This window comes from Streptococcus sp. SP8, from assembly GCF_030440045.1.
Taxonomy (GTDB): domain Bacteria; phylum Bacillota; class Bacilli; order Lactobacillales; family Streptococcaceae; genus Streptococcus; species Streptococcus parasanguinis_I.
Genome location: NZ_JAQFJL010000001.1, coordinates 527,058 through 550,316 on the forward strand (window position 1 = coordinate 527,058; position 23,259 = coordinate 550,316).

The following is a 23,259-nucleotide window of genomic DNA, read 5'->3' on the forward strand; positions in this document are numbered from 1 at the left end:
TAGCGTCCTCAAAGATTTGGACGCTCCTATCAAATTCTTCTCATTATACCATATTCTAGACCACAAAAAAAGTGGCTGGGACAGAAGTCCTAGCCTCTTGATTGTTTTAGGATTGTCGAGCAAGACGCAGTGGTTGAGTGGGCTCTACTACGCTGATTTCATCAGCTTTTACAGCCCTACTCAACTGTGCGGAGGTGGGACGACGAAATCGAATTCTAACGAATTACCGATTTCTGTCCCACTCTCTCTTTTCTTACAACAAATGCGCTTCGTGTTTTTGGAAGACTTCTTTTCCAAGCTCTACTAACTTGGTAATCAAATCTGTATAGTTGAGTCCCATATTGTCCCAAAGCAAGGGATACATAGACCATTGGGTAAATCCTGGCATGGTATTGAGTTCGTTTAAGAAGATCTCTCCTTTATCGGTATAGAAGAAATCACAACGCGCCAAGCCCAGACCACCGATCGCACGAAAGGCTTTTTCTGCGTTGGTCCGCATGATTTTCACAACCTCAGGGTCCAATTGAGCCGGAATCGCCATGGTAATTTTGTTGTCGATGTATTTGGCATCATAATCATAGAAGGCCACATCTTTCACAACTTCACCTGGCAAGGTGCTCTTCACATCATAGTTTCCAAGCAGTCCAACTTCGATCTCACGCGCATTGACCCCTTGCTCTACCAAGACACGGCTATCGTATTTGAAGGCCAATTCGAGAGCAGTCCGAAGCTCTGTTTGGTTTTCAGATTTTGAAATCCCTACGCTAGAACCCATATTGGATGGTTTGGTAAAGACAGGATAAGAGAGAGTCGCTTCAATTGCAGCAATTTTCTCATCCACGTCATCGCCTTCCACTACAGCTACATAAGGAACTTGCGGAATTCCTGCAGACTCTATGACCCGTTTGGTCGTGATCTTGTCCATCGCAACACTAGAAGCTAGGATACCACAGCCAACATAAGGCATCTTCAAGACTTCTAAGAAGCCTTGAATGGAACCATCTTCTCCCATTGGTCCATGAAGAACTGGAAAGACTACTGCTCCTTCCTTGTAAATCGCAGATGGAGCCACTTTTTTAGACCAGTCCACTGTCTCATTGGTCATCAATTTCTCATCATCCGCTGGTTTCTCTTCAAAATCTTGCGTCTGGATGAAGTCTCCTGACTGCGTAATAAAGTAGGTTTGAACCGAAAATGCTTGGTAATCAATCGCGCGCATCACGCTTTCTGCTGAAAGAACAGATACTTCACGTTCTGCACTACGTCCACCATACAACAGGATTAAGTCTTGTTTACTCATAGTTTCTCCCTAATTGTTCCCTTGATTTCTTACTTGATAGTATACCACAATGATAGCCCTTTCGAAAGAACTTCTCTTATAATTCTGTCCGATTTTCAATCGCGCGAAGCAAGGTCACTTCGTCCGCATACTCGATATCGGCTCCAACTGCCAATCCCCGTGCCAAACGGGTCACTTTGATCCCTGCAGGTTTGAGCACACGCGAGATATACATAGATGTCGCTTCCCCGTCTGCCGTCGCATTGGTCGCAACAATGACCTCTGTGACTGTTCCATCCATCAAGCGACTAATCAAACTTTTGAGATTGATGTCATCAGGTCCCACACCATTCATGGGCGAGATCAAGCCATGCAAGACATGATAGCGACCGTGGTATTCCTGGATATTTTCCATAGCAGATACATCCCTGCTATCTTCTACAACCAGAATGAGGGATGGATCCCGCGTTTCATCTCGACAAATCTCGCAGGTTTCTTCATCGGTTAAATTACCACAAATACTGCAATACCCTAGCTCACGCTTAGCATTCAGTAAGTTTTTGGCAAATTCATTCACATCATCATCTGACATACCAATGGTGTAAAAAGCCAGACGAGTCGCTGTTTTGATCCCAATTCCTGGCAACTTCGAATAGCTGTCAATTAATTTTGCAATAGGTGCTGGATAAAGCATAGTTTCCTCTCTAATTCATGGGGTGTTTCTGATTGTATAAATTAATAATGTCACGCGTAATGGAATGACTGACCGTCGCTTGTAGATTGGTATTATGTGGAAAAACCACTGCTACTGCAATCTTTGGATTGTTTGACGGTGCATAAGCCACCACATTGGTATTAATGGCTTGTTTGCCTCCATCGACTGTGGTTTCGGCCGTACCGGTCTTGGCACTAATAGAGACACTAGCACCTTGACCGACGGTTTTCCCTGTCGTCAACCCACTCGTACCATTGGCAACCTGGTAGAATCCTTGCTTGATCAAAGCCATGTCCTCAGCAGAGATATGGACCTGATTGAGCTCCTTGGTTTCGATCGCTTTTTTCAACTGACCAAGCCCCCCTTGATCATTATTGTCATAGATACCTTCGACGACATGAGGACTCACCCTCTTCCCATCATTTGCAACGGTTGCCGCATACTGGGCCAATTGCATCGGTGTATAGTTGTCAAACTGGCCAAAGGCATTGGTCAAATAATTACCGACTGTGTAGTCTTTTGGAATAAAACCGGTCGATTCATTGGGAAGGTCAATCCCCGTTGATGTCCCAAGACCATACTCTGCAAAAGTAGAGCGCAGTTTTTTCATAGCCGGTTCAACCTGATCCACTTGTAAGGTCATGTTTGGGGTGTAAGGTTGCCCCATCATCTTAAGGGCAATTTGGACCATATAGGTATTGGAAGAGTATTCCAATGCTTCCACCGCATTGATGGAACGACTACCGTATTGGGTAAACCAAGAATTGATAGGAGCTGATCCTGCAAAAACAATCGGCTGATCGGTCAGCACCTGATTCCCAGAAATGGCTCCATTTTCCCATCCCGAAGTCAAGGTCGCTCCTTTGACCACGGATCCTGGAACGAAGACGTTGGTCACTGTTCCCAATGCATCTGCTGATAGATCTTGACTACCAGCCTGGTGTTTAATCCCTGCCATGGCAAGGACCTTCCCTGTATCGGGCTCCAGAGCTACGGCATAGACACCTTCGGAGTAGGTCGCATTTCCAGCTTGCAACTCTGCGCTAAAGGCGGAGCGAAGGATATCTTCCACTCCTTTTTGGAAATCCAAATCAATCGAGAGCTTGAGGTTTTCTCCTTTGGCCCCTTTTGAAACGTCAACCACTTTCTCCATGTTGCCATTTTTATCTAGGAGAATTTCTTTTTCACTGCGTTTTCCTTGAAGGACATTTTCGTATTCTTTCTCCAAATAAGAGGTACCAACCCGGTCATTGAGAGCATAACCTTTTTTGACATAGTCCTCAACCTCTTCTGCTGGAAGCCCCGCCTGCTCGGTCGATACGTTTCCAATAATAGAAGCTAAAGGAGTGTCCAAAACCTTGCGGTCCCAGCTAGTCGTGATGGCAATTCCCGGAAGGTCCTGACTGTCCGCAGCGATGGTCGCAATCTGTTCAGCTCCTAGTGCTTGCGTCGAAATGATTCCCGTCGCAAAATTCTCTACCGCATTCATCTGGCTATAGAGATAAATAATCTTTTTCTCATCATCTGTATAGCCGAGTTTTGAAGGGTCGATACTATCCACTGCCGCTTGATAAATCTTGGCTTCTGGCAGTCGGTTGCCATCGGTATCAAATTTCTTTTTCTCAGGCAGGTGTTCCACGACCTCTTGGTAGACCTTGGTATTGGCTAGATAGTAATCTACTTCTTGCCGTTCGGTTACTTGAGGATTTTCTACGTCCACATACTGTAAGAGTTTCCCAGCTGTCTCTCGCATTTCTTGGGCCGTCATTTTACGATCACGTGTAAAAGTCAGGACCTGTTTTCCCACATTTTCTACCAAGGGCTTACCAGAAGCATCATAGATTTGCCCTCGCACACTCCCTTGTTTGACCGTCTTTTTCGTAGCTTTTGCCAATTTATCCGTATAGTAGGCTTGGTGAGTGATCTGCATATAGCCAAGTCGGGCAATCAGCACCAAAAAAAGAAGGCAAATCAAACTAAACAGCAGGTAGAGTCTGCGTGTAATCGAATGATTCTCAAACTTCCGTATTTTCTTCTTCATGAAATTTTCTATCCTTCTTTTCTAATGAACACTTACCTTCCATTTTACTATTTTTCCCAGAGTATCTCAAGAAAAGGAAGAGGCCTTTCCTGGAATTTTATAAAGAAAAAAGATTGGACAGGCTCGTCCAATCTCTTCTTTTAATAGGTCACAACATTGATTTTTCCTTTGTCATACTCCGCAATGAAAATATCCAAAACATTATCATAGCCTTCTTTTTCCAATTCAGCCAACAACCACTCTTCACTTTTTCCAATTGTTTCCAAAATTTCAAGCTGAACCACTCCATCCGTAATGATCGGATATTTAGGATTTTCATCCCCCGCACGGACAATAATCAATTGACCATTTTGTTCAATAACGGCGCGCTTCACATCTTTTAATTGAAAAATCCCTTGTCCACGTAGTTTCAAAGCAACATCTGAAGCAAAAAGTCCTTTGGAACGACACGCTTCCGGATCCAGTTTCCCATTTTTAATGATGACAGTTGGTTTTCCATCAATCAAGTGCTTCATAAAACGAACATTGGTATTGAGCCATTTTAAGAGCAAGATCAAAATAGTCCACATTAAGAGAATCACAATGTATTGAAGAATGGTAATGGAGCTATTGTAGATGACCCCACCAATAATGCCCCCAAGAACAAAGTTCTGTATCTGGTCTACTGCAGAATTTGGTGCTAAGTTTCCTTTCCCGGTCACATTGATGACAAATACCAAGGAAATCAAGCCCAAAGCTAATTTAATCAAGATGTTTAAAAAATTTACTATCATTTGTTCACCTCCACAAGTTCCACGTCTGTTTTATACAGATCCATCTTTTCTAATAGGTAGCTATCTGGGTCAGATCCTGCGATAGCTCGGTAATAAACCTCTCCAACCTTCAGGATCGCCCCATCTGTGGCTGCTGAAGTATTGACATAGACGTCTTCTTTTTTGACATCCAACTCCTTTGAGATGACCTCAATAAAATGGAGTGAGCGTTGGAACTGATCATTATTACTTTGGCTATTTTGGAAATTGCTGATACTGATCAAGACCACTGCCACCAGAGTTAAAATGGAGATAATAGATAATTCGCGGAATTTGCTATCGTGCTTCTCCCGATAGGCTTTCACCGCAAAAAAACCAGTCAGAAGAACAAGCAAGCCAGATATCCCAATGGTCACCCAGTTTTGCTGACTGATCTGACTCAATACATAGTCATAAGAGTAAAATTTCATAATGAACTCCCTTTCTCCAAATGAATTCAAGCTATTATAATAGATTTCAGGGGAGAATTCAAGGCATTCTAATCAGAAAAAAATATATTTTTTGTTATAATAAAATTATCTATCATGTCAAGAAAAGGAAATACAATGAAACTCATTTCATGGAATATCGACTCGCTTAATGCTGCATTAACTAGTGATTCAGCACGCGCCAAACTCTCTCAAGAAGTCCTCCAAACCTTGGTTTCTGAGGATGCAGATATCATTGCCATTCAAGAAACCAAGTTATCCGCCAAAGGTCCTACTAAAAAACACCTCGAAATCCTTGAGGAGCTCTTCCCTGGCTACGAAAACACCTGGCGCTCTTCTCAAGAACCGGCTCGTAAAGGCTACGCTGGAACCATGTTCCTCTATAAAAAAGAGCTCACACCCGTTGTGACTTTCCCAGAGATCGGAGCCCCTTCGACCATGGACTTGGAAGGTCGGATCATTACCTTGGAATTTGATAAATTTTTCGTGACTCAGGTATACACACCTAACGCTGGTGATGGTCTCAAACGTTTAGAAGAACGTCAAGTATGGGATGTCAAATATGCTGAATATTTGGCTGAATTAGACAAGGAAAAACCTGTCCTTGCAACCGGTGACTACAACGTTGCCCACAAGGAAATCGACCTTGCTAACCCAGCCAGTAACCGCCGTTCGCCAGGATTCACAGACGAAGAACGCGAAGGCTTTACCAACCTTTTAGCAGCAGGCTTTACAGATACCTTCCGCCACCTCCACGGAGATGTACCGGAGCGTTACACTTGGTGGGCACAACGCAGCAAGACTTCAAAAATCAACAATACAGGCTGGAGAATCGACTACTGGCTCACAAGTAACCGTGTGGCAGACAAGGTTACCAAGTCAGATATGATTGATTCAGGCGCACGTCAAGACCACACACCGATTGTCTTGGAGATTGAACTCTAAGGAGAAAGCTAATGGACTATCAAGCTGTCATCCCCGAATTTGTGGTATCCAACATCGAAAAGTCGCGTTCCTTCTACTGCGACTTGCTGGGCTTCTCTGTCGAATACGAACGCCCCGAGGAAAAATTTCTCTTCCTCTCCCTTGAAGACTGCCAACTCATGTTAGAAGAAGGCGACGCAGAAGAATTAGCTCAGCTGACTTATCCTTTCGGGCGTGGTATCAATATTTCCTTTGGCATTGAGGATGTTCCTCAGCTCCACCAAAAGCTACTGGAAGCTGACTATCCCATCCATCGCCCCTTGACCAAAAGAGAATTTCGTGTTGGCGACCATTATATCTATCCTCATGAATTTGCAGTTTTAGACCCAGATGGCTATTTTTTAAGATTTAGTGAATAAAAAAAGTGGGCTGTTGGCCTCTTTTCAGTAGATAAATATAAATTGACAGATCTGTAAATCCAGTGGCGCCAATGCTAAGGAAATCATGAGAGCTGTCGTTGATTACTGTAAGGACTATTACGAGAATATTCGCATCGATTCGCATGCGGATATTCTCGTGATGCAAAAACAGATTCTAAAAAATGAATTTGTGTAGTGCAGTATCATTTTCCGAGAAATCGATGCGCTCGAACATATTGGTATAACGATTGGGCGTGGCAATGTGTAATGATGGCGTTGCTGAGAAATTGGGGTCCTAAAAGAAGGAAAAATTTGGAAATCCGCTACTACCAAGGTCAGTACTCTGACAGTGTGAAATATGGAATATTACGCGAAGAGTGGTCCACAAGAGTATAGGGATAAAGAAAGAGACTGATTAATCGAATCAGTCTCTTTTAGTATATTAATGATTATTTACCAGGAGTATTTGGATCTAAGCCCCAAGATTGTTCTAGCATAGGTCTGAAGGTTGAAATATTTTCCTCTGTACCTTCAAGGGAAAATACGTATATAGTCGCACCTTTTTGGAAAAACCATATATAATAAAGATACTTGCCATTTTTTTCTTGTGCTTTAAGGACGTAGGCGTTCTCTCCAGCTACCTTTGTCCATTCGCCGTCTATATTATTGGTCACATGTTCATTACTTTTGAGGGTATTATAAAAAGTAGTAGCAACGTACTTTAACCGGTCCTGTAGAGGTACTTCATTTTCAGTATAAGCATTTAGTGTGCCGGTGGGGAATTTATGTTTTGAAGAGTATTCTAATGCAGATTCCGCACCTGGGCTTTTAGTGATTATCCAATCTTTTGGAACATTAACATACCCAATATCATCACGTCCAATACGTTGGGTGTCCGTATATGAGACTGATTTTTCCTCAGAAGAAGTGTCAGCAGTTGTTGTTACTTCTGTTGTTGCTGCTGTAGTTTTGTTTGTTTTCTTTTCTCCATTTCCGCATGCTGATAGTATAAATGCAGATAGGAGCGTCATAGAACCTAATAAGATTTTGTTTTTCACAATGCTTAACCTCCTTAAGTGGTTGACTTACAAATATTTTATCATTTTTTAGAGTTTATTTAAATAGGAAACGTTTTCGCTAAAAAGCATAGGGTACAACAAAAGAGAATTTCTTGTTGGCGACCATTATATCTATCCTCATGAATTTGCAGTTTTAGATCCAGATGGCTATTTTTTAAGATTTAGTGAATAGAATGATGATCACCCGTCTATAGTTAAGAGGCTGGGCCAAAAGTCCTAGCCTCTTAACTGTTTTTGGATTGCCGAGCAAGATGCAGTGGTTGATCTATCTTTCATCTAAAAGAACGAGATGGACTAACATTCGATACCTAAAAAACCGGAACCCTCACATGAAGGTTCCGACTTTTTTTATCCTCATTGATGGAACAATGATTGATTTATTTTTTCTTCTCAATGTGATCTTTGAGATCTTCTTGAGCTTTTTTATTGGATTCTGCTTTTTTCTTCAACCATTCTTCTTTGGCCTTGTTAAAGTCTTTTGTTGTGACAACATCTTTAGACATTTCAAGGTATTTGTAGAAGGTTCCTGTTCCTTTTGTACCAACCCATGAAGCAGCACGGCTGTATGGTACGGTCCGTTGAAGCATTGGAGCACCACCATTTGAAACAGTTGGAAGCGTAATCGAGCTATCTGTCAACCATGCTTGCGCTGCTGCATATTTTTCATAGCGTTTAGCTTGATCCAACAATTCAGCATCGGCGTCTTTCAACATGTTAGCGTATTGATCCAAACCAACTGTTGCAATGGCTGGATTATTTGAACCTGCATCAATACCAAGATAGTAGAAGACAGAACCATTTACTGGGCTGATACTTTCGAGGTAAGTCGATGGGTCTTGGTAGTCAGGAGCCCAACCACCGCCTGAGATATCGTAATCTCTCGCAGCAGCAGTATCGCTGAAGTAGGTGATATTTTGGAAATCATCATCCGAAACCTTTTGAAGGTCTACAACGACATTGTCTGCACCAAGCGCTGACTCTACAGATTGTTTGAAGGAGCTAGCTTGTTGGACCATGCTGTTGTCCACTTGGCTGACAATGTAGTCCAAATGAATTGGGAATTGAACGCCTTGTTTTTGCAATTCAGCTTTGGCTTTCGCAAATGAAGCTTTGGCTTTTTCTGGGTTGTAAAGGCTCGTTTGACCATCGGCCAGGCTCACACCCTTCCATTGATCCCCATAGGTAACCAATTGTTTTTCAACGACCTTACCAAAATCTTCTCCATTGACTTGGACATAAGTTGGTGGTACCAAGGTGCTACGAAGGGTATTTTCAGCCGCATCAGATCCAGATACTTGTGCCGCATAAGATTTGCGGTCAAATCCAAAGTTCACCGCTTGGCGGAAGTCCTTGTTCAAGATTGCTTTCTTGGTAGAAGCTTTTTGTTCATCCGTTGTTTTGGCTGTGTGGTCATACTTTTGACGGTCCAAGTTGAATCCAAGATAGTAGGATGTTCCCAATTGCAAACCGTAGACAATGTTGTCGCCAAAGTTTTTCTTGACACTCTTATACGTCGAACTGTTTGGCATAACAGATGCAAAGGAATATTGACCTTTTTCAAAGTTCTTAATGATAGAATCTGGGTTTGATCCATCGTTAAAGGTCAATTTGACATTGTCGATATGAACATTTTTCGCATCGTAATAATCTTTGTTCTTGACCAATTCAATTTCAGATTTTGAAGTCAAAGATTTCAAGTAGAATGGACCATTGTATAAGATGCTGCTAGGTTTCAACGAACCAAAATCTTTTCCTTGAGATTTCAAGAAATCCGCATTGACTGGGAAAAGAACACCTGAGGTTGTTTTGGAGTTCCAGAAGCTTTCTGGACGAACCAAAGTATATTGGATGGTGTGGTCATCTAAAGCTTTCACTCCAACTGTGTTAAAGTCTTTGGTTTCCCCTTTTACGTAAGCATCCAAACCTTTGATCGAATTTTGAATCAAGAAGAGACCTTCTGATTTAGACTCAACCGCGTGTTTGATCCCTGTAACAAAGTCTTGAGCCGTTACAGCACCATATTCTTCTCCTTCACTCGTATACCATTTGGCATCTTTACGAAGTTTGTAAGTATAGGTTAATCCATCTTCAGAGACAGTCCAATCTTCTGCTAGACTTGGCACAAAGTTTCCGTATCGGTCGTTTTCAAGAAGACCATCTACAAGGTTACTTGTGACATCTGAAGTTGTTGTACGAGTTGCAGCGATGTAATCCAAGGTATTTGGATCTGCTGAATAGACGAATGAGTAAGTTGCTTGATTGCTACTACCACCGCCACACGCTGCTAAGAAAAAGGCACCTGCAACAGAAACTCCTGCAAGAGCTAACAGTTTTTTTGCTTTCATCACTATCTCCTTATGTTAGATTTTCTACCATTATACACTATTTCTTAAAAAAAACCAAATTTATTTTAAAAAAGTTCGTTTTTTCTGAATGAATATAATAAGATGTCAAGAAAAAGCATCTTGAAATCGATCTCAAAAAAGCTGGATAGGCGAATCTAGGCACCTACTACCACAACTTTGCAAAAGTTCACTTTTCAATCCTTTTAATAAATATACGTTTCATCACAAAAAAGAACCTCTGCTCTTTCGAGCAGAGGAACTGATTCCTAATCAAAATGATAGAGTTGTGGGTACTGGTCACATTCAGGATTTTTCGGATGGCAGATAGCCCGTCCAAAGTAAATCATGGCTTGGTGAGCCGCCAGCCATTCGCTCTTTGGAAGAACATCCATGACCCGCTTTTCAACTTCCAATGGCGTCGCTGATTTCTTGACAATATCATGGTGCTTGCAGATCCGCTCCACATGGGTATCGACAGCAAAAGCTGGAATACCAAAACCTACACTCATGACCACATTGGCTGTCTTGCGTCCTACTCCTGCTAGACTTTCTAACTCTTCACGAGTCTGAGGTACTTGCCCATCAAAGTTATCCAGCAATTGTTGGGCACATTTTTTTAGAAATTTGGCCTTATTTCGATAGAGGCCTAATTTAGAAATATGCTTGGCGATATCGGATTCACTGGCTGCTGCCATGGCTTGCGGGGTTGGAAAAGCCGCAAACAAACCTGGTGTCGCTTTGTTAACAGCCGCGTCTGTCGTCTGAGCTGAGAGCATAACCGCTACTAACAATTCAAAATGATTACGAAAATCCAGACTTGGCTTAGCATCTGGAAAGAGGGCGATAATTTCTTCAATCACATGACGTGCCCGTTTCTTTGATAAAACCATATTCTCTCCTTTACATTACTAGTCTTTATTATAGCATGAAAGTTCCCTATTTCTGGAAGAATCGGCTTCAAAAAAAGAAGAGGGACAAAATGAATTGTAAAAAAACTCATCCAATCCCACTTCTATCTATTGTTTATTTTACACCAATCTCTTCAAGAAGGTAATCAGGGTTTGAGCAGAGCGTTCGCCAGCCTCTACGATAAATTCATCAAAAGAGATATTGGCTGCGTGATCTGCCGTATCACTCATAGCTCGAATGACCATGAAGGGACGTCCAGCTGCGTGAGCGGCTTGGGCAATGGCTGCCCCTTCCATCTCAACTGCCAATACTTCTGGGAAATGCTCCCGAATTGCTGCGACTTTTTCTTCACTCGCGATAAAGCTATCTCCTGTTGTAATCAAGCCCACATGTGTGGTTGCAGCTTCTTCTTCCAGAACTTTTTTCATTTCTGATACAAAATAGCGACTGGATTCAAAGTAAAGTGGTTGACCTGCCATTTGACCGTACTTATAACCAAAGGCTGTCACATCCACATCATGATAGGCCAGTTTGTCGGCAAGGACAATATCCCCAACAGCCATTCCCGGTGCGACTGCTCCTGCAGATCCGGTATTGATAATGGCTTCCACTTTGAAATCATTGGCTAGGACCGCTACACTCATGGCAGACATGACTTTTCCGATGCCACTTTCAACCAAAACGACTTCATGGCGACCAATCGATCCTGTATAGTAGACTTTTCCAAGACGCAGATGCTTTTCCCCATTTTCAAGGGCTTCAACCAGAATCTTTAACTCCTGGGGCATGGCTGCGATAATTCCAATTTTCATATCCATTCTCTCCTTGTGACGACCTTACAGACGCCAAATAGCAATGATCAAGGCAATGAGGAGCACAATGATCCAGAACAAAATCTTATTGAGTTTGGATTGGACCACACTTTGCTTTTGTTCCTCAATGCGACGACTCTTTGTCACTGTGGGCTCTACTTGGATCTGCACAGTATCCTGAGAATAACGCTCTTGCGGACGCTCCATACGACTCTCTCTCATAGGACGTTCATAGCCAAATCCTCTGTGGTCTGTCCGAATAATTTTCGTCTCTTCAGCATCGACCATATTAGGACCGGTGATGTCCTCACCTCGCCTTGCTCGTTCAATCATTTCATCGGTTAATAAAGGTTTTCCCATCGGATCCTCCTCTATTTATTGATTAAGTCCCAGTATTGGATCGCCATGATGGTCTTGGCATCACAGATTTCGCCAGCTTGGATCAAGTCCTTGGCTTCCTTCAAGGTTACTTCTAATAACTCTAAGGTCTCATCCGCATCTTGTGGACGTGGATTTTCCACCTTTTTCAAGTTGGTTGCAAGATAGAGTTTAATCCGCTCATTACAAAATCCAATGGCAGAATAAAAATCATACAACAACTCTAGATCCGCTGTGTAACCAATTTCTTCTTCCAATTCACGCAGAGCAGCTGCTTGAGGATCCGCATTTTCACCCTTTTCCAACTTCCCTGCAGGGATCTCTACTGAAGTCCTCTCGATCGCCTTGCGGTACTGCTTGACCAAAATAGTCTTGCCCTCATCTGTGATCGGTAAAACCGCTACTGCTCCATTATGAAAAATTAAATCACGCTGCGCTTGGCCTTTTCCAGCGGGTAGTTCTACTTGATCAGTGACCACTTGGAAAATCGGTCCCTGATAAATCTCCTTGCGCTCAATGGTTTTTTCTTCAAATTGCATGAGAATCTCCTATTTATTTTTAGGATGGTGTGGCAAGCGAAGGGCATACTCTTCTTTATTCACTTGACGGCCACGACCAATCGCAATCGCATCAGCTGGTACATCCTTGGTAATGGTTGATCCAGCACCGACTAAGGAATTGTCGCCTAATTCAACTGGCGCAATAATCGTCGAATTGGAGCCGACAAAGACATTGTTTCCAATCGTCGTTTTAAACTTATGTTGGCCATCATAATTCACTGTGATGGTTCCTGCACCAAAGTTAACGTTGCTGCCGACTTCACAGTTGCCGATGTAGGTCAAATGACCTGCTTTGGTATTTTCGCCAATAGACGAACCTTTGACTTCGACAAAGTTTCCAATATGGACATCTTTGGCAAGGCTAGAACCTGGGCGAATATGAGCATATGGTCCTACCGTCACGCCATCAGCTACCATGCTCTCTTCAATCATGGAGTTGGTAATAACGGCACCTGCCCCAATTTCACTATCCACAATATAGGTTCCATTGGTTAAGACTGTTTCAGCACCAATCTTTGTGTGTCCTTTTAGGGTAACATTGGCTTCGATTTGCACTTCTGGTGCGATCTCAACATCGACATCGATATAGGCCGCATCTGGATTGACAAAGCTCACCCCATTGACCATGTGGGCTTGGTTAATGCGACGACGCATGATGCCTTCTGCTGTCGCAAGGGCTACGCGGTCGTTAACCCCGAGACTTTCATCAAAATCTTTGAGCGTATAGGCCCCAACTTTTTCACCAGCTTCACGGAAAATACCGATGACATCCGTGATATAGTATTCACCTTGGGCATTGTTAGTGTTTATATTTTTCAACGCTTCAAAGAGGCGTGCATTGTCAAAGACATAAGTTCCTGTATTGATTTCTTTAATTTGCTTTTCAAAATCTGTCGCATCCTTTTGCTCAACAATTCGAAGCACTTCCGCATTGTCATTACGGACAATCCGACCATAGCCAAATGGATTAGCTGCTTCTGCTGTCAAAATCGTTGCTACATTCTTGTGGTTGATATGAAAGTCGATCAAGTGTTTGAGGCTTTCACCCGTAATCAAAGGTGTATCTCCTGCGATGACAAGAGTATGCCCATCAAGACCTTCCAAGACTGGCTCTGCCATCATGACCGCATGACCAGTTCCCAATTGTTCGGTTTGTTTGACAAACTCTGTTTGTCCAGTTAATACTTGCTCCACCAATTCCGCCTTGTGGCCCACAACCGTTACAGTCTTCTCAGGCGAGATTGCTCCAACACTACGGAAGACATGCTCCAACATTGAGATCCCTGCAACCTTGTGAAGAACCTTAGGCAAATCTGATTTCATACGGGTACCTTTCCCCGCTGCTAAAATAATGGCATAATTTGGCATAACATTTCTCTTTTCTGTACAATATCGCTTACATTATACCATTTTTTAGCCCTTTTGGAAAATAAGACCCAAATCAAAAAACTCTCCAAAAAGGAGAGCGCGGATGTAGACAAATTTTTTTTTAGTAAGATAAGTAACGTTACTCTACAAATCAGTAATAATAGTTTTAATTTTAAAAATTAATCAAAAATATACTAAAACTTTCCGCTGTGAGAAAAGTGCTTGAAATACAATCATTTCAAGCACTCGGGAGTTTTGAGACCTTAGGCTCAAAACTAAGTCATGGAACTTCGAGGAAGTTCGCTGACGTCCGTACTCACCTAAGGAAAGTTTTCAAATTGATTTTGTCTTCAATATGACTCTCCTAAAAGGGGAGCACATTTATAATGGATAAACCTTGCGAAATTCTTCTAAAACCACCTTGCTATCAGCTGTAAACGTCAGACCTGCTTCCTCCAGCCACTCCGTGAAAAACTCCTCATGAACCTGACGCCAATAAGCTAAGGATTTGTCTCCTTCACCTTCCTTGTAGGCATAGTCGGCTGACACTTGATGAAAAGGCTGAACGGAAACCTTTGTAATTTCGACGATGCAGACAGCCTGATCTTGACTGTCTAAAATGACATCAAAGGTCCCTTCTTGGGGAAGGGGTTCGTCCTCTACTGCGTAAAGATCGTAAGCTGAGGCAGTTGCTGTTTTTTCGCCTTTAAAGACCAGTTCCGCTAAAAGGTCTGGTTCCACTCCAAAGGCCCAGGCGTCTATCTCATCACCGATAGAGGGATTGATTTTCTTGTATGCATTCCACATTTCTTGCGGTGTCATGGGTTCTCCTTTGTAATTTTTTACTTTCTTCTTTTATATGTTTAAGATGGTCTGGATGGTCAATTTCTAAATCAAAAATCTCTGGAATAAAGCTGTAATGGAGAATACATTCAATCCCCATCTGATTCATTTTTTGTATGAAAGAAAGATTCAGATAGCCTGCTACAGCAAAGTTAATCTTTTTAGTATTTGATTTTTCCTGCATCTGTCTCAGCATTTCTAACATAATGGGACTTTCCATATCATGCCATTGACTGTTTCTTACAGTTGCAAAAATAAAAGAAGTTAAATCATTCATTCCCACTACAATCTTTGAAATACCAGTTTCCAGTATCCTGTCCAAGTCGAAAAAAGCTGATGGTAATTCAATCATCGTGCCGACTTTCCCGGTAAAACCATACTGACGCAATACTGTAATAGCTTGTTTTAATTGTTCGGCATCATTGACAAAAGGAAAAATAAGAGACAGATTGGGTTTGGTTTGAAAAACTTCTGTAACAACATTTGTCTCAGCCTGAAATTCATCTGGACACGCTAACAAACGCCTAGTCCCTCTATATCCAAATAAGGGGTGGCGTTCATCGAAATACTCTTTTGTCCCGTCTAGACTATTTGCTTCTGCATTTGTTAACTCTGAAAAGCGATACCAGACTTCTTCATCTGAGTACAAGGAGCAAATGGTATCTAGATAATCTTTTACAAATTGTTGACAACTTGCTAATAGGATGTTTTGATTAAGCTCTCTCAATAAATATTCCCCACGAATCATACCAACATGATGAAATAGTTGTGGGTAAATTTTTTCAACAATTCTTTCTCCACTAAGAGCCAGTTGATTTTGCATGTTTTACCTTCCAATTTCTGTAGCCTGTCATGTCTAATTCTGGAAATCCTCCTAACTCCGCCTTCACTTTCAACACTAAAGGAGAAGCATTGTCCGCAGTTATTTCTTCCACATTCAACCAAACTGCCTTTGCTGAATCATTACTTCCATCAAGAACTTCCTGAGGAAGGGATTTTTGAGAGCGTTCAAAATCGAGTACGATATCATAAAAGGCCATGATATGATGCACAGCGAAGTCTTTCCCCTCTTCTTGAACCAGCACATCATACATCCTAGGATTGGAATAATGACTAAGCGTATAGCCTGTCTCTTCCAAGACTTCTCTCTTGAGGGTTTCTGTCAGCCCTTCCCCTACTTCCTGGCTACCACCCGGTAGATCAAAACGCTGTTGGTAAGGGCCTCTTGTTTTTTCAATGCAGAGCAGTTTCCCCTCTTGAAGACAGACTCCGTACACACCAAAGTGATTTTTGATTTCCATCAAATCCTCCTACTTTCATTCAAAGCTCAGTCGATAATGAAATCAGTATAGCTTTTCTTTTTGCAACACCATCTCTTATTGACCCTAATCATTTCTTCTCTATTGATTTAATACTTTTTCAATATCAATTTTAGTAATTTTTCTAGATACCAATAATCCTGCAAAAACTGAAGTAAGTATCCCTATTAATACCGGGAACAACAATCTGGTAAGTTCAATATCTAGTGGCAATCCACTCAAAAAGATGATCAAATAAGAAATAGCAATTCCTATCACCAATCCCGCGCTTGTACCTCGTACTCCCATCATGAAGCTTTCAAATAAATATATTCTTTTTATCTGTCGATCAGATGCACCGATGATTTTAAAAGTTGCGATCTGTTTATGATTCTCCTGAATGGTAATGGCAAGAATATTGATGATATTAATAATCGCTACAATAGAGATAAGAACTATGATTAAGAGGATAAAAAGGTCGATGTAGGAAAACCATCTGGATAGCATATTGATAACATCCTGTTGTGTTGCTACAACAACATCTAATCCTGTTCCTGATAAAGATTGTTTTAAATTTTCATTTTTTAAAACAGTCTTTTCTATCTTGTTTGCTACTTCATTTAAATCGGTTCCATTTTTTACAGTAGCATTCAGATAGTAATACTTATTTGATGAAACGCTACTACTTTTTACATTTATTGCCATCATTTGATTTATTTCTGTTGGCAAGGTAGAAAATAACTGCGCTTCTTGCTTGTCTATAATGCCAGAAATTACAAACTTTTCATAATGATTATCAATCTTAATAGTCACCGTATCTCCGACATTCATTGATGTAGCCTTGTGTACGGAATCTCCGATTAATATTTCATTGTCCTTCTCTGGAAATTTCCCTTCAGCAATTCTAATATTCAGGTTTTTTAAATACTTTTCTTCTAGACAATGGATAGTATTGGAAACCGATGTCTTACCATTTTGGAATTTGATATCATCCGTAAATAATAGTTTTACACCAGTAATATTTTTTACTTCATCTATTTTTTTTACTCGATCAATATCTTCATTAGAAAATAAAGGCAAAGCTTTATAATTCAGAGAATTTTCTTTATTACCAAAGGCAACAGTAACAACATTTTTATTTGCTACAGTCATTTCTTTAATCATTTTATTATAGAAAGAATTAGAAATGAGCATCACTAAAACAATTAGCAAAACAGAGATCGTTATTGACAGTCGAACTAATCTATATCTTCGTTTGTTAACTTCTAAATCTCTTTTAGCAATGAATAATATGGAATGATTCATTTTATCATCTCCTTACGTACTCAATTTTGCCATCAACAACTGTGCAAATAGACTGCATACTATTGGCCACTTTATCACTATGAGTTACTGTTATAATCGTGATACCTAACTCCTCATTGATCCGCTTCAACAATTCTATTATATTTTGTTCGTTAGCAGCATCTAAATTACCAGTAGGTTCATCCGCTATCAATATTTCTGGATTGTTAATAAGAGCTCTTGCCAAAGCAACTCTTTGTTTTTCACCTCCACTAATCTTATCAATACTCTTGCTTAACATTTCCTTTGAAAGACCTAAAGTGTTACAAATTTCGTTAATGTTATTCTCTCCATTTTCAAAAAAATATCTTGGAAGTAGAATATTCTCTTTCACCGTGAAACCTGAAATCAAATTAAAGTTTTGGAAGACACAGCCAATATTCCTACGCCTTACCTTACTCAAATTTTTCATATCTAAAATGGAACTACCACAGACTAAGATATCCCCCTCATTTAAACTGGTAATCCCTAATATTAATTTAACAAGAGTAGTTTTTCCTAATCCAGAACGGCCAACTATTGCAGTCGTGCTACCTTTTTTAAATTCAAAATTACAATTTTTGAAAATGTATCTGACATTCGATCCATCACTAAAACATTTAGTAACATTCACTAATTTAATCATGACTTCACCTTCATTCCACAATAACTTAGCAAATCAGTTATACTATTCGTTTCTTCTAAAACAATCTCTTAAGGTTTCAGGTATCCCATTTAGAAAGTTCTTCTGAACTTACCCTCAGTTATCTTCATAATTGTTATTATCCCTGTCTTTTTTTGGTGAAAAAGGCTAGATCTCCATCGTGACCAATCATAAAGAAATCTGATTCATCCTGATCACTCTGGTAGGTTTAATTTCGTTCAGTAAGATCTTCTTTAGCATAGAGGTAAATACCTATCTCACCACTATCGTAACTCAATTGTCCACCTAGGTTTGATACTCTTTCAGTAAGGAAAAAACAATTACATTTCTTAGTAAGATTTTAGCTCCTGCTTTTTCATTTCCCTACTTCAAACTCCATCCACCATCAATGGTCAGGATTTGTCCTTGCATGGCAGATGCCTTCCCGCTAGCCAAAAAGAGGCTGACTTCTGCTACTTCTTCTGGCTTAATCCAGCGCTTGATGGGCGTCTCACTGGCTACCCAGTCAGCCAATCCACCTGGTTCAAAATCCGCTGCGGTCATGCCTGTTTTGACGGCTCCTGGTGCGATGCCAAAGACCTGAATTCCAGCTTCTGCATAATCCAGGGCCAACTGCTTGGTAAAGCCCGCTAGGGCATGCTTGGAGGAGGTATAAGCGTGACCGCCGCCTCCCGCTAAGCTAGAAGCAATGGAGCACATATTGATGATGATACCTTGCTTCTTCTCCAACATTTGAGTCAGATAATACCGTGTCAGCTCCACCGGAGTCACATAGTTGATCTCAAAGATCTCCTGAATCTCCTGTGCGCTTTGCTCCAGAAGCGGTTTGTAATCATCCAAAACTCCGGCTGTATTGCACAAAACCTCTACCTCAGGACACCAGTCAAAAATCGGCGTCAAATCAAGAGTTAAGTCCCTCTGTAAGAAGTGAAAATCACCTGCTAACTGGGGATCCGCTCCCTGGTCCACTCCATAGACCTGGTAGCCCTTTTCTAGAAAGAGTCGAGCTTGAGCTAAACCAATCCCGGAACTCACACCTGTAATCAAGACCCTTTTAGTCATGGACTTCCACCCAATCTGTCGCTAAGACATCACAAGGAGTTGGACTCCACATGGAGAAACCTTCACCCTCACCAGAGACGTTGATGAGGAAATAAGGGGTCACTTCCAGAGCCACCCCATTTTGCTCAATGGTATCAAAGAGTTGGACGTAGTTTTCTGCTCCACCCCATCCTGTTCGCACATATTTTTTCTTAGCCTTTAAGCCTGGTAAAATCTCTTCAAATGTCATGATCTTCTCCTTTGTTATCTAGTTAACTTTCTCCCTTTATTATACCAAAAAAAGAGCTTTCTCTATGTAAAAAGCCAGAGTTCTTCTACTCTAGCTTTCATCTTTTATTGATTTTCTTCTGAATGGCGATACCCATAACCGAAATAAATTCCGACCCCGATCAGGAGAGCAACTCCGAAGGCCAGCCAGGTCGATAGGGAATACTGGGTCATAAAGGACAGACAGACCACAATCGACAGGATTGGCAAGACTGGAACCAAGGGTGTTTTAAATTCACCAGGTCCAGGAGCCCCGTGTTCCTTGCGCAATTTCAAGAGGGCAAAGGCCAACATAACTAGGTAAGCCAAGGTACAAATATTTAAGAAGGAAGCGATACTTGCAAGTGGAAAGACTCCACCAGCAATGGCAGCCATCGAGCCAGCTACTAGTGTTGCATTTTTGGGAATTCTAGTTTTTGGATCGAGCTGTTTCATAGCTTTTGGCAAAAGCCCATCCCGCGCCAAACTGTAAATCATCCGTGAAAGGGCAAAGGTCATGGAAATGCAGACGGTAATCAAGGTCAAAATAGCCACTAAGGATACATAATTTCCAGCCCAACCAGCTCCGACCTGACGAAGGGCAAAGGCAACCGCGTCTTCTACATTTAAGTTCTTAAAAGGAACCATACCGGTCAAAACCAGGGTGACCAAGATATAAAGAATGGTTGTGATCAAGAGACTGAGGACAATGCCGCGAGGGACGTTCTTTTGTGGTTCCTTGATTTCGTCGACCGCCATTGAAATGGACTCAAAACCAAGAAAGGCAAAGAACATGAGCGAAGCTCCAGCCATAATCCCTGCCTGACCACCATAGATTTCGCCAAATCCATAAGGGGCAAAGTTTGCCCAGTTGCCAGGGTTTAGATGAAAAATCCCGACAAGGATAAACAAGGCAAGAGCGGAGAACTTGAGTAAGACCAGTAAGGAATTAAAGCGTAAGACAGCTTTTGCATTCATGAGGACCAAGGCGGTGACTAGCACCATCACTAAAATTGGCAAAAGATCCACATAAGTTCCCTTAGCTGGATCAAAAGTCCCGTTTAAAGCTGTCGGCAGGCTCCAACCAAGATTGGCCAACAAGCCCTTGAAATACGCAGCCCAACCTGAAGCCACCCCTGATACGGCGGTCATGAATTCCATCACGGTCAACCAACCAGCAATCCAGGCTGGAAACTCTCCAAAGATGGCATAGAGGTAACTATAGGCTCCACCGGTTGAAGGGATGCGAGACGCAAACTCAGCAAAGAAGAGGGCAGATAAGCCAACGCAAAAAGCAGCAATCACAATCGAAATAATCAAGGCTGGACCAGCTAAATTCGCTGCTGCTGTTCCCGTAATTGTGAAGATTCCTGTCCCCACCATGGCACCGATTCCTAAAATAATCAAATCCCACAATCGTAAATGGCGATTTAGACCCGGGTGTACTTGCCCAAGTCCCTTTTTTCGAAATAGATTCATGTATATTCTCCCATCTAATGAGTTTATTCTATCATACTTGGACAAGAAAGAGAGTGGGACAGAAATCGGTCATTCGTCAGAATTCGATTTCGTCGTCCCACCTCCGCACAGTTGAGTAGGGCATCTTTGGAACTTGAAAAGCGAACAACTACTTAGGAAACTTGCTTAGCAAGTCCTATCTACCACCTCAAAGCAGTGCTTTGAGCACTCAACCAATGCGTCTTGCTCGATAATCCAAAAATAATTGAGAGGCTAGGACTTTTGTCCCAGCCCCCCTTTTCTTACTATTTATCACTTTCCGTCCTATTCTTTTTCAAAGCACGAATCGTAAACCAATAATAAATAACTAGCCCAAAGACGATGATCACTGTGGGCAGAAGAACCGTCATACCAAGATTCTGAACTCCTTGTGCCAAGGTCCAGCGATGTAAGAATCCAACCACTAAAAAGGCGACGATAGGAAAGATGAAAGCTCGTCCAAACTCTTCTTTCCATTGCCAAAGAATGAGAGCTCCGCTAGCCCCTGTCATGAGAAGAGCATCCCAAGGACTAGGGACTACAAACCAAGCAAAAGCTGGTAAGAAACGGACGCCCACTATTTCACCAACAAAATAGAATCCTAGAACTAGAACAAAGGCTACATAAATTGCTTTTTTCGCTTTTTCCTCTGCAAAAATGAGGCGACGAAGGAGATAGAAGATTATCCCAACAGCTAAGAGTCCCAAAATGATGTCGGTTAAATAGACTAGTGGCTTGAGCACAAGGACCGCTTGAGAAGCAAAATCACTTAAGAGGCGATAAAAAATCACAATACCTGAAAAGATAGCCCCATATTTTAAAACAGACCGTGTCGATTCTTTGGGCATATTTTCGATGATTTGGTCTGCCATTCCCTTCGGATCGAGGCCAAAATAATCCTTTGCTGTCAATCCATCCGCTCCTGCTTCCGAAAAGTCTAGTGCTAAATTATAGACCTGCTCTCTCAAAGCCTTCTCCTCATATAAGAAACCGGCGAAATTGAAATAATCCCAGAGATCTTGGAAATAAGCTTGGTCCTCCTGGCTAAAGGTTTGAACCAAAGCCTGCGTTTCTTCAAAATACATTGCTGATTTCATGCTTCTTCCTTCTTTCTTTGGAGACAAAATACAACAAGGGTCAGGACTAGTCCCATGAGAGGAAGGAGCCAGCCTATTAAATGAGCAGTTTCCTGATTCACGAGACGCATCCAGCATCCAGTAACTAGGAAAGTCAGGCCCAGGACTAGTAGACTCGACATCAAACGATTCCTGCTTCTATAGGCTATAACTGCAAACCCAAGTAAGACTAGGACAGAGAGAACAATCGCCCAACCATCTGATAAGAAGAGACTCCCAATGTGGCCAAAATAGATCGAACATAGTCGTACAATGTTCAGAAATACCATCAGGCTGATCACACTGATAAAAGTAGCCCAAGACCACTTCATTTCACCATAGCTCTGTTTAGACCAAAGCCACGTGATGAACTGGCTGAACACCAAGAAATTGAGGAGAATGACAACATAGGTCAAAGGTTCAATTTTCAGTGGTGTCATCCAGGTAAAATCCATTAAATAACGCATGCCAACTAGGATCACTCCAAGTAGGAAGACGAGTCCCACATAAGATCCTAAAGAGCGTTTAGGCAAGTCTGAAAGAACTTGATCCACCATCTCCCGTGGATCCTTTCCAAAATACTCCACCGCCCGTATGCCTTCTTTTTCAGCAACTTTCAGGTCGCAAACCATATTGTAGAGTTGTTCACCGAGCGCTTCATCATCATAAAAATAGGACTTGGCCCCAATATAGGCCACCATTTTTTTCACATAGACTTGATCCTCTTTGTTTAGATGAATCAATTCATCTGACATTTTTTCGGTATAACTTTCTACCATTCTTCTCCCTCCTTCTTGATACGTTCTACTTTTGTGACTAGCTCCTGCCACTGGTCCCAAAATTCCTCTAAGCGCTCTCTTCCAGCATCACTGAGTGAAAAATACTTGCGATCGGGACCATCTGGAGACGGCCTCATTTCCCCATGAATAATTCCTTGTTTTTCTAATTTTTGAAGCAGGGGATAAATGGTCCCAGCGACAATCTTATCAAATCCCATCTCTTTGAGACTTTGGATCAATTCATAGCCATAGATGGCCTTTTTAGAAATAATCTCCAGCACACAGCCCTCCAAGACTCCCTTTAGTAATTGGGACTCTTTCATCCTTCTCACCTCTTTCTTCACATTTTTCACTAGTTTGTTT

Annotated in this window: 25 protein-coding genes and 1 pseudogene; 3 read left to right on the forward strand and 23 right to left on the reverse strand. The window is 41.7% G+C overall.

The features are described 5' to 3' along the window. Positions 1–253: 253 nt before the first annotated feature. The 5 genes from PCY11_RS02695 to PCY11_RS02715 all read right to left on the reverse strand — a co-directional run bounded on the left by PCY11_RS02695 (position 254) and on the right by PCY11_RS02715 (position 5,257). On the reverse strand, positions 254–1,300 hold the full coding sequence (locus PCY11_RS02695; RefSeq protein ID WP_301362434.1) for a D-alanine--D-alanine ligase: 1,047 nt from the start codon (positions 1,298–1,300) through the stop codon (positions 254–256). 76 nt (positions 1,301–1,376) lie between these two features. After that, complete coding sequence (gene recR / locus PCY11_RS02700; RefSeq protein ID WP_003002450.1) at positions 1,377–1,973, reverse strand: recombination mediator RecR; 597 nt, start codon at positions 1,971–1,973, stop codon at positions 1,377–1,379. 10 nt (positions 1,974–1,983) lie between these two features. Beyond that, positions 1,984–4,035, reverse strand: a complete 2,052-nt coding sequence (gene pbp2b / locus PCY11_RS02705) for a penicillin-binding protein PBP2B (protein WP_301362435.1) — start codon at positions 4,033–4,035, stop codon at positions 1,984–1,986. Positions 4,036–4,175: 140 nt separating this feature from the next. Then, positions 4,176–4,808 carry a DUF421 domain-containing protein gene (locus tag PCY11_RS02710; protein WP_298617467.1) on the reverse strand — a complete coding sequence of 211 codons (633 nt, stop codon included), beginning with the start codon at positions 4,806–4,808 and terminating at the stop codon, positions 4,176–4,178. Beyond that, positions 4,805–5,257, reverse strand: coding sequence for a DUF3290 family protein (locus PCY11_RS02715; RefSeq protein WP_301362436.1), 453 nt, complete (start codon positions 5,255–5,257; stop codon positions 4,805–4,807). Before PCY11_RS02715 ends, PCY11_RS02710 begins: the two co-directional genes overlap by 4 nt. Positions 5,258–5,392: 135 nt before the next feature. On the opposite strand from PCY11_RS02715, the gene PCY11_RS02720 reads away from it, so the two are divergent. Together PCY11_RS02720 and PCY11_RS02725 are read left to right on the forward strand one after the other, a co-directional pair. After that, a complete protein-coding gene (locus tag PCY11_RS02720; RefSeq protein WP_301362437.1) occupies positions 5,393–6,220 on the forward strand; it encodes an exodeoxyribonuclease III in 828 nt (275 codons plus the stop codon). Positions 6,221–6,231: 11 nt separating this feature from the next. After that, complete coding sequence (locus tag PCY11_RS02725; RefSeq protein WP_049474277.1) at positions 6,232–6,618, forward strand: VOC family protein; 387 nt, start codon at positions 6,232–6,234, stop codon at positions 6,616–6,618. Between the two features lie 449 nt (positions 6,619–7,067). Here PCY11_RS02725 and PCY11_RS02730 read toward each other — a convergent pair whose 3' ends face one another. Then, positions 7,068–7,676, reverse strand: a complete 609-nt coding sequence (locus tag PCY11_RS02730; protein WP_301362438.1) for a hypothetical protein — start codon at positions 7,674–7,676, stop codon at positions 7,068–7,070. Positions 7,677–7,776: 100 nt separating this feature from the next. On the opposite strand from PCY11_RS02730, the pseudogene PCY11_RS02735 reads away from it, so the two are divergent. Then, positions 7,777–7,869: pseudogene (locus PCY11_RS02735) on the forward strand (VOC family protein); the annotation flags it as partial. Between the two features lie 205 nt (positions 7,870–8,074). Here the strand turns inward: PCY11_RS02735 and PCY11_RS02740 are convergent. The 17 genes from PCY11_RS02740 to PCY11_RS02820 all read right to left on the reverse strand — a co-directional run bounded on the left by PCY11_RS02740 (position 8,075) and on the right by PCY11_RS02820 (position 23,219). Further along, positions 8,075–10,042, reverse strand: coding sequence for a peptide ABC transporter substrate-binding protein (locus PCY11_RS02740; RefSeq protein ID WP_301362439.1), 1,968 nt, complete (start codon positions 10,040–10,042; stop codon positions 8,075–8,077). Positions 10,043–10,308: 266 nt separating this feature from the next. Further along, complete coding sequence (gene nth / locus PCY11_RS02745; protein ID WP_070594429.1) at positions 10,309–10,932, reverse strand: endonuclease III; 624 nt, start codon at positions 10,930–10,932, stop codon at positions 10,309–10,311. Between the two features lie 138 nt (positions 10,933–11,070). Further along, entirely contained in the window at positions 11,071–11,763 is a 693-nt protein-coding gene (locus PCY11_RS02750; RefSeq protein ID WP_021152843.1) for a 5'-methylthioadenosine/adenosylhomocysteine nucleosidase, read from the reverse strand. A 24-nt stretch (positions 11,764–11,787) separates the two neighbouring features. Continuing rightward, on the reverse strand, positions 11,788–12,123 hold the full coding sequence (gene macP, locus PCY11_RS02755; RefSeq protein ID WP_301362440.1) for a cell wall synthase accessory phosphoprotein MacP: 336 nt from the start codon (positions 12,121–12,123) through the stop codon (positions 11,788–11,790). Positions 12,124–12,134: 11 nt separating this feature from the next. After that, entirely contained in the window at positions 12,135–12,680 is a 546-nt protein-coding gene (locus tag PCY11_RS02760) for an NUDIX hydrolase (RefSeq protein WP_021152841.1), read from the reverse strand. Between the two features lie 9 nt (positions 12,681–12,689). Next, entirely contained in the window at positions 12,690–14,069 is a 1,380-nt protein-coding gene (glmU, locus tag PCY11_RS02765; RefSeq protein WP_301362441.1) for a bifunctional UDP-N-acetylglucosamine diphosphorylase/glucosamine-1-phosphate N-acetyltransferase GlmU, read from the reverse strand. 381 nt (positions 14,070–14,450) lie between these two features. Beyond that, positions 14,451–14,891, reverse strand: coding sequence for an ASCH domain-containing protein (locus PCY11_RS02770; protein WP_301362442.1), 441 nt, complete (start codon positions 14,889–14,891; stop codon positions 14,451–14,453). Then, on the reverse strand, positions 14,836–15,735 hold the full coding sequence (locus tag PCY11_RS02775) for a putative PEP-binding protein (RefSeq protein WP_301362443.1): 900 nt from the start codon (positions 15,733–15,735) through the stop codon (positions 14,836–14,838). The genes PCY11_RS02770 and PCY11_RS02775 overlap by 56 nt, the downstream gene beginning before the upstream one ends. Continuing rightward, on the reverse strand, positions 15,713–16,213 hold the full coding sequence (locus PCY11_RS02780) for an NUDIX hydrolase (protein ID WP_301362444.1): 501 nt from the start codon (positions 16,211–16,213) through the stop codon (positions 15,713–15,715). Before PCY11_RS02780 ends, PCY11_RS02775 begins: the two co-directional genes overlap by 23 nt. 99 nt (positions 16,214–16,312) lie before the next feature. Continuing rightward, entirely contained in the window at positions 16,313–17,515 is a 1,203-nt protein-coding gene (locus PCY11_RS02785; protein WP_301362445.1) for an FtsX-like permease family protein, read from the reverse strand. A gap of 4 nt (positions 17,516–17,519) precedes the next feature. Continuing rightward, complete coding sequence (locus tag PCY11_RS02790; protein WP_049486387.1) at positions 17,520–18,179, reverse strand: ABC transporter ATP-binding protein; 660 nt, start codon at positions 18,177–18,179, stop codon at positions 17,520–17,522. A gap of 381 nt (positions 18,180–18,560) precedes the next feature. Then, complete coding sequence (locus tag PCY11_RS02795) at positions 18,561–19,259, reverse strand: 3-oxoacyl-ACP reductase (protein WP_301362446.1); 699 nt, start codon at positions 19,257–19,259, stop codon at positions 18,561–18,563. Next, positions 19,252–19,488: a DUF2829 domain-containing protein gene (locus tag PCY11_RS02800; RefSeq protein WP_000141913.1), complete on the reverse strand. Its 237-nt coding sequence runs from the start codon at positions 19,486–19,488 to the stop codon at positions 19,252–19,254. Before PCY11_RS02800 ends, PCY11_RS02795 begins: the two co-directional genes overlap by 8 nt. Before the next feature lie 104 nt (positions 19,489–19,592). Next, positions 19,593–20,984 (reverse strand): APC family permease, encoded by a 1,392-nt coding sequence (locus PCY11_RS02805; protein WP_129824364.1) that lies wholly within the window; start codon positions 20,982–20,984, stop codon positions 19,593–19,595. A gap of 284 nt (positions 20,985–21,268) precedes the next feature. Beyond that, entirely contained in the window at positions 21,269–22,099 is an 831-nt protein-coding gene (locus PCY11_RS02810; protein WP_301362447.1) for a hypothetical protein, read from the reverse strand. Further along, positions 22,096–22,896 (reverse strand): hypothetical protein, encoded by an 801-nt coding sequence (locus PCY11_RS02815; protein WP_301362448.1) that lies wholly within the window; start codon positions 22,894–22,896, stop codon positions 22,096–22,098. The genes PCY11_RS02810 and PCY11_RS02815 overlap by 4 nt, the downstream gene beginning before the upstream one ends. Continuing rightward, complete coding sequence (locus PCY11_RS02820; RefSeq protein ID WP_070505857.1) at positions 22,890–23,219, reverse strand: PadR family transcriptional regulator; 330 nt, start codon at positions 23,217–23,219, stop codon at positions 22,890–22,892. Before PCY11_RS02820 ends, PCY11_RS02815 begins: the two co-directional genes overlap by 7 nt. Positions 23,220–23,259 lie beyond the last annotated feature (40 nt).

What these genes read in the sequence shown, in the direction of transcription:
- PCY11_RS02695 (WP_301362434.1), bottom strand. Translation starts at nt 1,300, where the DNA reads ATGAGTAAACAAGACTTAATCCTGTTGTATGGTGGACGTAGTGCAGAA.
- PCY11_RS02770 (WP_301362442.1), bottom strand. Translation starts at nt 14,891, where the DNA reads ATGACACCGCAAGAAATGTGGAATGCATACAAGAAAATCAATCCCTCT.
- glmU (WP_301362441.1), bottom strand. Translation starts at nt 14,069, where the DNA reads ATGCCAAATTATGCCATTATTTTAGCAGCGGGGAAAGGTACCCGTATG.
- PCY11_RS02820 (WP_070505857.1), bottom strand. Translation starts at nt 23,219, where the DNA reads ATGAAAGAGTCCCAATTACTAAAGGGAGTCTTGGAGGGCTGTGTGCTG.
- PCY11_RS02760 (WP_021152841.1), bottom strand. Translation starts at nt 12,680, where the DNA reads ATGCAATTTGAAGAAAAAACCATTGAGCGCAAGGAGATTTATCAGGGA.
- nth (WP_070594429.1), bottom strand. Translation starts at nt 10,932, where the DNA reads ATGGTTTTATCAAAGAAACGGGCACGTCATGTGATTGAAGAAATTATC.
- macP (WP_301362440.1), bottom strand. Translation starts at nt 12,123, where the DNA reads ATGGGAAAACCTTTATTAACCGATGAAATGATTGAACGAGCAAGGCGA.
- PCY11_RS02785 (WP_301362445.1), bottom strand. Translation starts at nt 17,515, where the DNA reads ATGAATCATTCCATATTATTCATTGCTAAAAGAGATTTAGAAGTTAAC.
- PCY11_RS02815 (WP_301362448.1), bottom strand. Translation starts at nt 22,896, where the DNA reads ATGGTAGAAAGTTATACCGAAAAAATGTCAGATGAATTGATTCATCTA.
- pbp2b (WP_301362435.1), bottom strand. Translation starts at nt 4,035, where the DNA reads ATGAAGAAGAAAATACGGAAGTTTGAGAATCATTCGATTACACGCAGA.
- PCY11_RS02720 (WP_301362437.1), top strand. Translation starts at nt 5,393, where the DNA reads ATGAAACTCATTTCATGGAATATCGACTCGCTTAATGCTGCATTAACT.
- PCY11_RS02715 (WP_301362436.1), bottom strand. Translation starts at nt 5,257, where the DNA reads ATGAAATTTTACTCTTATGACTATGTATTGAGTCAGATCAGTCAGCAA.
- PCY11_RS02750 (WP_021152843.1), bottom strand. Translation starts at nt 11,763, where the DNA reads ATGAAAATTGGAATTATCGCAGCCATGCCCCAGGAGTTAAAGATTCTG.
- PCY11_RS02740 (WP_301362439.1), bottom strand. Translation starts at nt 10,042, where the DNA reads ATGAAAGCAAAAAAACTGTTAGCTCTTGCAGGAGTTTCTGTTGCAGGT.
- PCY11_RS02800 (WP_000141913.1), bottom strand. Translation starts at nt 19,488, where the DNA reads ATGACATTTGAAGAGATTTTACCAGGCTTAAAGGCTAAGAAAAAATAT.
- PCY11_RS02775 (WP_301362443.1), bottom strand. Translation starts at nt 15,735, where the DNA reads ATGCAAAATCAACTGGCTCTTAGTGGAGAAAGAATTGTTGAAAAAATT.
- PCY11_RS02795 (WP_301362446.1), bottom strand. Translation starts at nt 19,259, where the DNA reads ATGACTAAAAGGGTCTTGATTACAGGTGTGAGTTCCGGGATTGGTTTA.
- PCY11_RS02805 (WP_129824364.1), bottom strand. Translation starts at nt 20,984, where the DNA reads ATGAATCTATTTCGAAAAAAGGGACTTGGGCAAGTACACCCGGGTCTA.
- PCY11_RS02780 (WP_301362444.1), bottom strand. Translation starts at nt 16,213, where the DNA reads ATGGAAATCAAAAATCACTTTGGTGTGTACGGAGTCTGTCTTCAAGAG.
- recR (WP_003002450.1), bottom strand. Translation starts at nt 1,973, where the DNA reads ATGCTTTATCCAGCACCTATTGCAAAATTAATTGACAGCTATTCGAAG.
- PCY11_RS02710 (WP_298617467.1), bottom strand. Translation starts at nt 4,808, where the DNA reads ATGATAGTAAATTTTTTAAACATCTTGATTAAATTAGCTTTGGGCTTG.
- PCY11_RS02725 (WP_049474277.1), top strand. Translation starts at nt 6,232, where the DNA reads ATGGACTATCAAGCTGTCATCCCCGAATTTGTGGTATCCAACATCGAA.
- PCY11_RS02810 (WP_301362447.1), bottom strand. Translation starts at nt 22,099, where the DNA reads ATGAAATCAGCAATGTATTTTGAAGAAACGCAGGCTTTGGTTCAAACC.
- PCY11_RS02790 (WP_049486387.1), bottom strand. Translation starts at nt 18,179, where the DNA reads ATGATTAAATTAGTGAATGTTACTAAATGTTTTAGTGATGGATCGAAT.